Below are 11,420 nucleotides of genomic sequence, written 5' to 3'. Positions count from 1 at the left end.
AGAATTGGTATATTAGATTTATTACTCTTTGTATGAGTAACTTCAATATACCAGAGGTGTAAAAATGAAAGAAATCAAAGAATTAGAATTATTAGCCAATCAAAATAGAAGGCGTATTATTGATATGGTCTATCAAGCGGGTGTTGGACATGTTGGAGGTGCATTATCTATAATTGATATATTAACAGCTATCTATGAATTAGATGTTGATTTTAAGAAAGAAAAGCGCAGTCGTGTTATTCTTTCAAAAGGACATGCTGTTCCTGCTCAATATGCTATTTTAGCCAGTTATGGGATGATTGATGAAGGTGAGTTTAAAACATTTAGACAATTAAATTCTCGTTTACAGGGACACCCTTATACAAAAGATATCCCCGAAGTGGATGCAACTACAGGATTGCTTGGTCAAGGTTTCTCAATGGCAGTAGGACATGCGATTGTGAAAAAGAATAATAAAGAAAATCATCGTATCTATGCTATTGCCGGTGATGGAGAAATGCAAGAAGGTGAAATGTGGGAAGCTATGATGTCAGCAGCCCATCATCATCTTAATAATTTGGTTTTCATTATTGATTATAATAAACTATCTTCTGGTGGACCTACAAATGATGTTATTTATATGGAATCGTTTGTTGATAAAGCAAAGGCATTCCATTTCCATACAATTGAAATTGATGGTCATAATATGAAACAAATTGTTTCTGCTTTAAATGAGACTAAACTGGTTGTTGATAAACCTATTTGCATTATAGCAAATACAATCAAAGGCAAAGGTATTTCATTTATGGAATCTGTTCCTAAATGGCATTCAAGTGGTTTAACTGATGAAGAGTACGAAATAGCTAAAAAAGATTTATTGAAGAGAGAGGAGGATATTAAAAATGGAATATAAACTCACAACAATTCGTGAAATTATTGGGGATGTTTTATGTGAACAAGGAAGAAAAAATCCTGATATCTATGTCATTGATAGTGACCTAGCTAAATCAACAACAACCAATAAATTCCAGAATGAATTTCCTAATCGTTTTGTAGAAACAGGAATTGCTGAGCAAAATGCTGTTTCTATTGCCACTGGAATTGCAGATGAAGGAAAAATTCCTTTCTATGTAAACTTTGCTATTTTTGTTTCAGGGACAGCTTGGACACAAGTACGTCAAGCATGTTATGCCAATGCAAATGTCAAATTCATTGCTACGCATCCTGGTATGGATGGAGGTTATGATGGAGCAAGTCATCATGCAAATGAAGATATTGCATTAATGCGAGTTTTGCCAAATATGAAAGTTCTTGTTCCTAGTAACCATGATGAATTTAAAAAATGTGTCCAATTAGCCATTGATCATGAAGGACCAGTCTATATTCGTGCTGCTCGAGATGTTGTGCCAGATTTACCATCACACTTTGATGTAGAAATTGGACACAGTTATTGTGTTGAAAACAATGGCAATGATTTTGCTATGATTTTTGAAGGGTCAACAACTGATTTGGCATATCGTTCATTTGAAACATTAACAAATGAAGGCTTTAATGGTCAATTGATTAATATCTTCTCAATTAAACCAATGGATAAAGACTATATTCGTAAACTTGCTAAAGAAGTGAAAAGAATAGTTACAGTTGAGAATCATTCAGTCATTGGGGGAATTGGTAGTGCTATTAGTGAGATTGTATCAGAAATGAGTGAACATGCCCCAGTGGTAAAAATTGGAGTAGAGGATGTTTTTACTGAGTCTGGACCATCTCTTGCTATTAAAGAAAAATATGGACTTAATGTAGAAAATATAAAAACAAAGATGAAAGAGATATATGAATAGATATGAAAAAGATACTTTCCTAAAAAAGTATCTTTTTTGCTTAAGTGTAATAGGTCTTTTTCAATTCACTTATAAGTTATACTCTCTATTATCTAATAGTATAAGCATATATTTTATACACATGAATGTTTTTTGTTTTTTGTTCTTGAAGCATGCTTAATAATCCATTGACATTCCTTTGTTATATTTTCATTTTGCCAACTGGATACAATGAATTCAAACTTCTCTTGATCTTCCTTATATAAATCATTGAGATTATTTGCGACACTTTTTTGAATTGTTTTATCAGTATCATCCTTAAGACAAGTTAATAATTCATAATAAATATCAAAATATTCTAGGGCAACATACAGTTTTTTTGACCAAGGTAACCGTATCCTTATGCACTCACTTGCTAATCGACGTACTCTTTGATTGCTATCCTGACTCCATTTCAAAAGTAGATTCATTGATTGTTCAGGAAACTGATTTATAATTGTACGCATACAAAATTCACTCGTAAATCTTTTTGTTAATTCTTTACTAAAGGATGTACTGACTTCAAAATTTTCACCACCAAATAACTCAACAAATTTCCCAATTGGCCAAAGCCAATATCCCTCTGTAAACATGCCTAAACTGCCATTGAGTTCTGGCCCTAATATTTTTTTAAAAATACCAATCGTCTCTGAATAGTTTAAGGGGATAGATGCTTTTAATGCATTAGCTAGCAATTCTTGTCTATCATTAAATTCTAATTGCTCAATTGTTGGTCTTATCAATGAAATAAATTGATTGTCATTGAATTCTGAATAGACTGATTTTATCTTTTTAGCTAAAAAATATCCATATTCAATATCATAATAGTCTTTTACTTTCTTACCCATTCTTTTTAAATCCTTTTAATAAATAGTCAACTGCTTTATAAATTTGTTCATTATTCAAATTGTCAGATTCAGCAAGATAGATTGATAAATCATTTAAAGCACCAGATATCATATGTGAAATCATATGAATATCAAAATCAATTAATTGTTCATTTTTTTGAATAATCATAAGTTGTTCTTCTAAAAGTAAAACAGAATTTTCATCATCCATTTTCTTCCACTGAGTCCATTCTATAATATTAGGAGCTTCAATTAAGAGTATTCTTTTATTATTTTCTAAAGTTGCTGCTTCTACAAATCCAACACATCCTAATATTAATTGTTCCCAAATATCTTTTGATGATTGAGCTCTTTTTTCAACATTTAATCCAACCTCATGTTGTACAAGATTTAAAACTGCTTTAAAAAGATTTTTTTTATTTTTAAAGTGATGATAGACTGCCCCTCTTGTCATATTTGCTTCTTTCGCAATAGCCTCTAAAGATGTATTTTCATATCCATATGTGGAAAAATGATGACGTGCAATTGATATTAAGTTCTTGGTTGTATGAAGAGTTGCTAATTCTTTTTTATTATTAGTCATTATTTTCACCTAATTCTTGATTGCCTTTGTTATTTTCATAGGAAGGTTGAATCAATTGAATAATATCAACTAAATTTTTGTTGGGTGTTTCAATCATAAAATGTCTTTGCCCGTAATCTTCATTTCGAATATCCAACAATATTAATGAATGATTTTTATTCATAAATCTAGAATAGACAGTATCTACATCATCAACTTCAATGTTTAGAATAATACCTTCGCATTGTTTTCTAAACTGTTCTGGTATTGTATTATGAGAACTATCAATCATTGCTATCTCAAAACCATCATTATCTTTTAAACTTATATACCAATCACTTGTAAAGATTTCTTGAAAATCAAATAAATCTGTAAAAAAATTTGCCTCTTCTTGTATTTTATTACACATAAGTACTGGATAAAAACTTTTCTTCATATAAATTTCTCCTTTCTCTTTGATATAAACAATATAACATACATTCTGTATGTATGTCAATGGTATGAGAATTATTAGAAATACAAATGAAATGTTTCATAGAGCTGTCTAAAGTAGAAAATCAGTTAATCAAAATGATTAACTGATTGAATTAAATTACTGAACTTTTTTAAACAATTTTCTACATCTGTAAAAAATCTACAAAGGTGATATCCATCAGCAACCGCATGATGAATATTTAATGATAATGGCATAATGATTCTCCCACTTTCATTTTTTATATATTTTCCCCAAGTAATAACAGGCGCAATATATAGACCAGAATCAAAAATGTGCATATCAAAACTTTGATAATGTAACCATGGTAAACAAGATACATCAAATGTATTTGGTGGAATATTTTTTTGATCAAACCAACGGTAAGTTTGATAGACTTGCATATCTTTTATAAACTGCTGGTAAAATGCTTCAAAGTCAGAATGATAATCAATAACTAACTTTACAAACTTTTCATCTTCTTGATGAAAGTGTGTATAATAGGGGGAAATATAATCCCATGTACCAACTTCTCCATCTTCATTATATCCCATACGCAATTCTTCACGGCAATTAACTGCTGAACTTATAACCCATATCATTGCTGGATAGAACTTATATTTTTTATCATGGATCACCTGTAGGAATTCTGTGATATCAATGTTAACAGTCATACTCATGACACAACGCATATCATTTATGAAATGCTGAAACAGTTCTGCTCTGTCCCATGTGTCTAAATTCTTTTTTGTAAATTTCATTTTTTCTGCCTCCTAGAATTTTTCTTTAATTTTAAGAGGCTTTATTGAGTCCGATTTTCATTTTCCATTTTCCTTTCATATATATTATCACATTATATAACTTTTTAAATATGAATTACTGATATTTTAATTATATAATTCTGTTGTGCAATAAGCAACAAAAATCAATTGTTGTGTGAGTTTACACTTTTTAAAATCTATTGATTCAACGGTAATAAAATGTTTATAAACAGTTTTTTATTTTTATATTCTGCTGAAATTTCACCATTCATTTGCTGAATGAGAGTCTTAGAAATCTCTAAGCCTAATCCAGTTGATTTTTTAGCAGTATTGACAGTATAAAAGCGATCAAATAATCTTTCTATTTCTATCTGATTTAAATTCACAGCAGTATTGGTAAAAGTTATCTCACCATAATCTGTTAGAGTTATTTCTAAATCTCCATCACTATATTTAATAGCATTACTTAATAGATTTGTGAACACACGAGAGAGTGCTGCCGGATTAAGATGACAGATAACTTTTTCAGTAGGCATATTAATCTTTGGAATGATTCCTCTTTCTTTAAATGCCATATAAAAATCAGCAAGACTATCTTCTAATATATCATTGAGAATAATATCTTCTTTATTATCATTATTTTGTGAAATTATGGATAAAGAATAGAGAAAGAGTTCATCAGTTAATTGTTTTAGTGATTCAACTCGGTTGCTGATGATTTTAATATATCGCTCAACGTCTAAAGACTTGTCTTCTTCTTCTTCTAAAAGATCTAAATAGCCATAAATAGCAGTCAAAGGTGTTCTTAAATCATGTGAGATATTTGTCACGGCTTCTTTGAGTTTTTGACCACCATTTAAATAGTTGTGTCGTTCTTGTTTAAGAAGTTGTAATTGTTTATTAAGTTCATTTGCCAAATGTTTGATATGTCTATCACCAGTTGATACTAAAATCAATGTATTGGTTTCATCAGAAAGATGTTCTGCGAGTTCTGTGCAGATTTTATCTATATTTCTATTAACAAAGATAATTTTTATAAGCAGTATAATAATGATTCCAAGTAAAACTATGCACAAAAACCAAGGAAGAAACATCTTTTTCACCAACCTTTATTTTAAATCTTTTTTACGAAAAATATATATGCCAAATCCAGATATAAGAGTTATTAAGGAAAGTGCATATGCACATAACTTCCATAGTGTGATTGTGTCAACTGACATAGTTTGAAATATCTGTCCATAGGGATTAAAATCAAATAAAAACTGAAAAATTGTGACTTGATATTGAGGTAGAAAGCCAGGTCTTGCAAGCGAGTAACAGAGGAGTCCAGCAAACATTAAAATAAAGGCTGTTAAAATACAAATAATTGATGTCCTTGCTTTATTTGATGAAATCATACCTATAAAATTGAAAATTGCAATATATGAGATACATGCTAACCAGTAAGCTAATCCTATAAGCATTATTTGACTTATAGTTATATTTACTGAGGCATGTGAAACAAGAGTAAAAATACCACCTATAAGTCCCCAAATAAAGTAAATGATTGTGACTGCCACAGTGCCAGTTATAAGGCTTGCTAAATAAATAGTTTCTCTCTTATGACCAACAATAAGTTTATTTCGAATGGTTCCATCGTTATACTCTGTTCCAAGAAATAGACTATAGAAAATCGAAATCAATATACCAACAACTTGAAGAGATGCAAACAAAATCAAATCTACACGTGTTGAATTTTGATCAAGTAATATATAAGCAAATGAGCATTCTATCATAGCCATGAATAGAAGTGTTACCCAGAATGCCCTATTGAGCCATAGCCGGCTGATATTCGCGGATAATAAATTATACATTTTTATGACCTCCAATTAACTCAATATAATAGCTTTCTAGATTTTCATCGTTTTCTTGCATAGAAACGATTGTACAGTTCACCTTATCTAAGGCGAGTGCCAGTTGTGAGACTTGAACTTTAGCATAAATATCAGCCTCTGTTTCAGAAAGGATTTTATATTCAAGTTTCATTTGATCAAGTATTTGAGCAAGTGCTTTTGTATTGCTTACTTTTATATGTATACATTTTCTACAAGCCATTTGTAGTTCTTCTGAACTTATTTCTTTAACAATGCATCCATTATCAATAAATCCATAGTGAGTTGCTAGTTTTGAAAGTTCATCTAGGATATGACTTGAAATGAAAACTGTTATTTGCTGTTCATGATTGAGTTTTAAAATGAGTTCACGCATTTCTATAATTCCTTGAGGGTCAAGACCATTGATTGGTTCATCAAGTATTAAGAAATCCGGATGACCAGCAAGTGCTATAGCGATTCCTAGCCTTTGTCGCATACCAAGAGAAAAGTTCTTTGCTTTCTTTTTTCCAGTATGACTGAGTCCAACTAATTCTAAAATGTCTTTTAATCCATCAAAAGATGGCATCCCTAAAATGCAAAATTGCTGTTTGAGATTCTCTTCAGCAGACATCTCAAGATAAATAGATGGTGTTTCTACCACAGCACCCATCCTTCTTCGTATCTTATCAAACCCTTTTTCATGATTTTGTTTTGTGTACAATGTATAATCACCAGATGATGGATATTGAAGACCACAAATCAATCGAATAAGAGTTGTCTTTCCAGCACCATTTTTTCCAACAAAACCATATATAGCTCCTTTAGGAACATTTATTGTTAATCCATTGAGTGCTTTAAACTGTCCATAATGCTTACTTAAGTTATTTGTTCTTAAAACATATTCCATATGTTTACCCTCCTTTATAAGATAATATTATTTTAATCAATTTTTATAAAGAAAGTAGTAAAGAAAAAAGTAAAGAAATCGTAAAGATTTATGAAGTTCTAAGTTTGAAGCCAATTCCCCATACAGCTTCTATGTAGTCTTTACCAGTCACTTCACGAAGTTTTTTTCTTAAGTTACTGATATGCATTTTTAATGAACTTTCTGTACAGTCTGGAGTATCATCACTTATACGCTCTAATAAAAGTGATTTGGTAATGATTTGTGATGGATTTTGCATCAATAATTTTAAGATTGCATACTCAGTCCTTGTTAACTTAATTTCAGTATTGTGAATGGTCACTGTATGTGTATTGTGGTGAAGGTTCAATTCTTCAAAAGTAAGTATTGGAGATGATTCAAGGAAAATTGGTTTACGAAGTTGAACAGCAATTCTAGCCAAGAGTTCTTTTTTGTGGAATGGTTTGGTCATATAATCAACCGCACCATTAAGCAAAAGATTAACTTTGTTATCAATGTCAATTTTAGCACTTATAATAATAACGGGTATATTTTTAATCTTCGGCAGGACCTCTTCCCCATTGAGACCAGGCAACATTAAATCGAGGAGTACAAGATCTGGCTTTGCATGTTCAAGCAAAAGAATAGCTTCAGTTCCAGAATAGGCACGAGAAGTTTCATATCCTTCTTTTATAAGCGTTTCTTCAAGCATATTTCCAATATCTATATCATCATCAATGATTAATATTTTTTTCATATTCATTCATCTCCACTTTGAAGCTTATCAGTATCTTTATTTTTAGCAAGATATGCATCTATAAATTTCTTTGATGGAGAATATATTTTCTCTGGTAAACGTTCAAGAGAAAACCATTTCCATTCATCTTGCTTCTCTGGCTCCATGATTTCTAAATGACCAGTATAATCCTTTGTAATCATTTGAATTGTAACAAAATGTTTATGAGGTTGAATATCATCAACCGCACTGAATACTTCTAGATTCCAAACATCTAAATTTGTTTCTTCCTTCACTTCTCTTTTTGCACATTCAAATATAGTTTCATCATATTCCTGTTTTCCACCAGGTAAACACCAACTATCTGGTTCAAATATACCTCCAGTATCTTTTCCACCTGCTATACGATGTCCTAATAAAATTCTATTATCTTTTATAATCATAACACCGATTCCAACTTTTATGGTATCTCCCATTTTCTCACCTCATTGAATTTTTTCATAAATCATTTATAAAGACTATTTTACTACTTAATCACATATTCAACAAACAAATCATTAATAAAATCAAAATTCAGTAATTCTCAACATACTTTTTGTTTGTTTTTAAATAGAGACTATGAATTATTATATAATGATAATGTATAAATATAAATTATTGTTTCATATATTGTTATCTATAATGAAATCAGTGTATAATAAAAACAACAATACAAGGAGAAAGAATTATGGATAAAAAATGGAGTTTAAAAGAATTATATACATCTTTTGAAGACATTCAGTTTCAAAATGATTTAAAAGAAGTTGAAACAATATTAAATGATATGCGTAAATATCCATTACTACCAAATGAACAATCACATCTTATCCAATATCTAGAAGAAGAAAATCATTTAGACGATTTGGTAGAAAAGTTATATGCATATGTAAGCTTAACAATGAATGCTGATACAAATGATTATGAAGCTATTAAATATGCATCAGTCATTGAAACATTACTTGCTTCTTTTGCAGATGCAAGTGCTAAAATTCAAAAATGGATTGCTCAATTTGATTTTCAACAATTAACAGATTCTTATGTACAGGATCATATGTTTGTCTTAAATGAAATCAAACAACAAAATAAATACTTATTAGATGATCAAAGTGAATCTGTTTTAGCAAATATGAAAACAACAGGATCTAGTTCTTGGTTAAAATACAAAGATCAATTAATATCTTCATTGGAAGTTATAATGGATGGGAAAGTCTATCCATTAACTGAAGTCTTAAATATGGCTTATTCAAAAGATAAAGAAATCAGAAAAAAAGCATACGAGGCAGAGATTGCAGCGTATACAAGTGTTGAACATGGTATAGCAAGTGCATTAAATGCGATTAAGGGTGAAGCCATTACAGTGACACAATTACGAGGGTACGATTCGGTTTTACAAAGAACGCTGATAGATTCAAGAATGTCTCAAAAGACATTAGATGTTTTACTTGCTACAATGAAAAAAGCACTACCTATGTTTGAAAAGTATTTTCAAACAAAAGCACAATATTTAGGATATCAAAATGGATTACCTTGGTATGATATGTATGCACCCATTGTTGATGTGAATAGTGAATATGACTATGAAAAAGGAAGTCAATTTGTGATTGAGCAATTTTCTTCATTTTCACAAAACTTAGGTGATTATGCTAAAATGGCAATAGAAAAAAATTGGATTGATGTTTATCCTAGACAGGGGAAAGTAGGTGGAGCATTTTGTAATAACTTACATTGTATTGAAGAAAGTCGTTTCTTATTGAATTATGGAAATGATTTTAGCGATGTCATTACAATGGCACATGAACTTGGACATGGTTTTCATGGACATTGTTTAAATAGCCAAACAGCTATGAATGCTAATTATCCAATGCCAATAGCTGAAACAGCTTCAACATTTTGTGAAACGATTGTTAAAAAGGCAGCCTTAAAAAATGCTTCCCAAGCTGAACAATTAATGATTTTAGAGAATGAGTTATCAGATTGTGCACAAGTGATCGTTGATATATATTCACGTTTCTTATTTGAAAGTCGTTTGATTGAAAAAAGAAAAGAGGGTCCATTAAGTGTTGCTGAGATAAAAGATTTAATGATTGAAGCACAAAAGGAAGCTTATGGTCATGGTTTAGACCAAAATACATTGCATCCTTATATGTGGACATGGAAACCTCATTATTATGAAGCGGACTATGCTTTCTATAATTTCCCTTATGCTTTTGGTTTGTTATTAGCAAAAGGATTATATGGACTGTATCTTAAGGAAGGAAATCAATTTGCAACAACTTATGAAAACTTTTTATCATTAACAGGAAAGATGAATTTAGAGGATGTTGGAAAAAGTGTTGGTATTGATTTGACTTCTGAAGATTTTTGGCAAAATTCTATTGATATGATTCAAGAGGATATTTATTTATTTGAAAGATTATTACGAGAAGTTTAAACAGGTTGATCATCAATCTGTTTTTGTTTCTCAATTAAAATCAATGTGTTAAAATAGATTTGAGGTGATGGAGATGTTAAGGAAAATGATAAGTGTTATAGTGACAATCATTCTAACATATCTCTATTTTAAGGTTATTGCTCAACCCATCAATCAATATTTCTTTAGAACTGATCATGAAGGAATGAGTTTGATCATTTTATTTATTGTGTATTTTGTAATCATTTTGCCAGTTATTTTAATTCTTGTGAACAAGTTTATTATGAAATAATTTTTATTTATCTTAGAGAGTGGTACAATAGATTTAAAGAAGGTGCTGTTATGAAAAATAAAAAGTTAGATATCATTTTTAAGTTGTGTATTTTGGTCTATGTAATAACATTGATTTATGCTTTTTATATGAACTGGCAAGGAAAATATTTTGGTATGACATTTGTCGCTTGTTTAACGCCGTTTATGGCACCATTGTTTATGAAACTTATCAAAGTTAAAGTTCCTGATGAATTCTATTTGTTGAATATTATTTTTATTTATTTTGCAAGTCTGTGGGGTAGTTGTTTAGGTGGCTATTCTACACCTTATTATGATAAATTTACTCATTTTGCGAGTGGAATTGTGATTTGTGAATTGGCGTATATGTTATATAAACATCTTTTAAGAAATGAGAAAAGAAAGATTGTTATGTGTATATTTATCAATGCAGTTAATGCTACCATTGCATTACTTTGGGAGTTTTATGAGTATGCTTTGCTTGTCTTTTTTCAATATGATGCAATTAGAAATGTAACAGGGGTTCATGATACAATGACAGATATGCTAGTGGCAGTTATTGGAGGAATACTATTAACCATTTATTTGGTGAGGTTTGATCAATCTTCAAAAGACCATTTCTTTGTTTCATTAGAAAGAAAACTATATAAACTCAATCATAAATAATTAGATAAAAAGATATTGAATACATGATTTCAATATCTTTTTA

At 30.1% G+C, this 11,420-nt stretch carries 14 protein-coding genes; 5 read left to right on the top strand and 9 right to left on the bottom strand.

Annotated elements, in window-relative coordinates:
- Positions 1-64: 64 nt before the first annotated feature.
- Both AC5M21_RS15195 and AC5M21_RS15190 read left to right on the top strand, forming a co-directional pair.
- On the top strand, positions 65-892 hold the full coding sequence (locus tag AC5M21_RS15195) for a transketolase (protein ID WP_008787222.1): 828 nt from the start codon (positions 65-67) through the stop codon (positions 890-892).
- Positions 882-1,817, top strand: a complete 936-nt coding sequence (locus AC5M21_RS15190) for a transketolase family protein (RefSeq protein WP_008787223.1) — start codon at positions 882-884, stop codon at positions 1,815-1,817. The genes AC5M21_RS15195 and AC5M21_RS15190 overlap by 11 nt, the downstream gene beginning before the upstream one ends.
- A 113-nt stretch (positions 1,818-1,930) precedes the next feature.
- On the opposite strand, the gene AC5M21_RS15185 is transcribed toward AC5M21_RS15190, so the two are convergent.
- From AC5M21_RS15185 to AC5M21_RS15145, 9 genes are all read right to left on the bottom strand, one after another.
- Positions 1,931-2,683, bottom strand: coding sequence for a DNA alkylation repair protein (locus tag AC5M21_RS15185; RefSeq protein ID WP_008787224.1), 753 nt, complete (start codon positions 2,681-2,683; stop codon positions 1,931-1,933).
- Positions 2,676-3,266 carry a TetR/AcrR family transcriptional regulator gene (locus AC5M21_RS15180; protein WP_008787225.1) on the bottom strand — a complete coding sequence of 197 codons (591 nt, stop codon included), beginning with the start codon at positions 3,264-3,266 and terminating at the stop codon, positions 2,676-2,678. The genes AC5M21_RS15185 and AC5M21_RS15180 overlap by 8 nt, the downstream gene beginning before the upstream one ends.
- Positions 3,259-3,681 (bottom strand): VOC family protein, encoded by a 423-nt coding sequence (locus AC5M21_RS15175; RefSeq protein ID WP_008787226.1) that lies wholly within the window; start codon positions 3,679-3,681, stop codon positions 3,259-3,261. Before AC5M21_RS15175 ends, AC5M21_RS15180 begins: the two co-directional genes overlap by 8 nt.
- A 125-nt stretch (positions 3,682-3,806) precedes the next feature.
- Complete coding sequence (locus AC5M21_RS15170) at positions 3,807-4,478, bottom strand: CatA-like O-acetyltransferase (RefSeq protein ID WP_008787227.1); 672 nt, start codon at positions 4,476-4,478, stop codon at positions 3,807-3,809.
- A gap of 197 nt (positions 4,479-4,675) precedes the next feature.
- On the bottom strand, positions 4,676-5,572 hold the full coding sequence (locus tag AC5M21_RS15165) for a sensor histidine kinase (RefSeq protein WP_054325318.1): 897 nt from the start codon (positions 5,570-5,572) through the stop codon (positions 4,676-4,678).
- A 15-nt stretch (positions 5,573-5,587) separates the two neighbouring features.
- A complete protein-coding gene (locus AC5M21_RS15160; protein WP_302280490.1) occupies positions 5,588-6,331 on the bottom strand; it encodes an ABC-2 transporter permease family protein in 744 nt (247 codons plus the stop codon).
- A complete protein-coding gene (locus tag AC5M21_RS15155) occupies positions 6,324-7,238 on the bottom strand; it encodes an ATP-binding cassette domain-containing protein (RefSeq protein WP_008787230.1) in 915 nt (304 codons plus the stop codon). The genes AC5M21_RS15160 and AC5M21_RS15155 overlap by 8 nt, the downstream gene beginning before the upstream one ends.
- A gap of 88 nt (positions 7,239-7,326) precedes the next feature.
- The gene (locus AC5M21_RS15150) at positions 7,327-7,992 is read right to left on the bottom strand and encodes a response regulator transcription factor (RefSeq protein ID WP_029158205.1); all 666 of its coding nucleotides are present in this window, start codon (positions 7,990-7,992) and stop codon (positions 7,327-7,329) included.
- Positions 7,993-7,994: 2 nt separating this feature from the next.
- A complete protein-coding gene (locus AC5M21_RS15145; RefSeq protein ID WP_008787232.1) occupies positions 7,995-8,447 on the bottom strand; it encodes a nucleotide triphosphate diphosphatase NUDT15 in 453 nt (150 codons plus the stop codon).
- A gap of 251 nt (positions 8,448-8,698) precedes the next feature.
- On the opposite strand from AC5M21_RS15145, the gene AC5M21_RS15140 reads away from it, so the two are divergent.
- The 3 genes from AC5M21_RS15140 to AC5M21_RS15130 all read left to right on the top strand — a co-directional run bounded on the left by AC5M21_RS15140 (position 8,699) and on the right by AC5M21_RS15130 (position 11,377).
- Positions 8,699-10,441 carry a M3 family oligoendopeptidase gene (locus tag AC5M21_RS15140; protein ID WP_008787233.1) on the top strand — a complete coding sequence of 581 codons (1,743 nt, stop codon included), beginning with the start codon at positions 8,699-8,701 and terminating at the stop codon, positions 10,439-10,441.
- A gap of 73 nt (positions 10,442-10,514) precedes the next feature.
- Positions 10,515-10,712: a hypothetical protein gene (locus tag AC5M21_RS15135; RefSeq protein WP_008787234.1), complete on the top strand. Its 198-nt coding sequence runs from the start codon at positions 10,515-10,517 to the stop codon at positions 10,710-10,712.
- Positions 10,713-10,762: 50 nt separating this feature from the next.
- A complete protein-coding gene (locus tag AC5M21_RS15130) occupies positions 10,763-11,377 on the top strand; it encodes a DUF2238 domain-containing protein (RefSeq protein WP_008787235.1) in 615 nt (204 codons plus the stop codon).
- Positions 11,378-11,420: the final 43 nt, after the last annotated feature.

The sequence above is a fragment of the Coprobacillus sp. genome (genome assembly GCF_984815275.1).
Note: the sequence above shows the minus strand (reverse complement) of the source record. Positions and strands in the feature narration are given on the sequence as shown.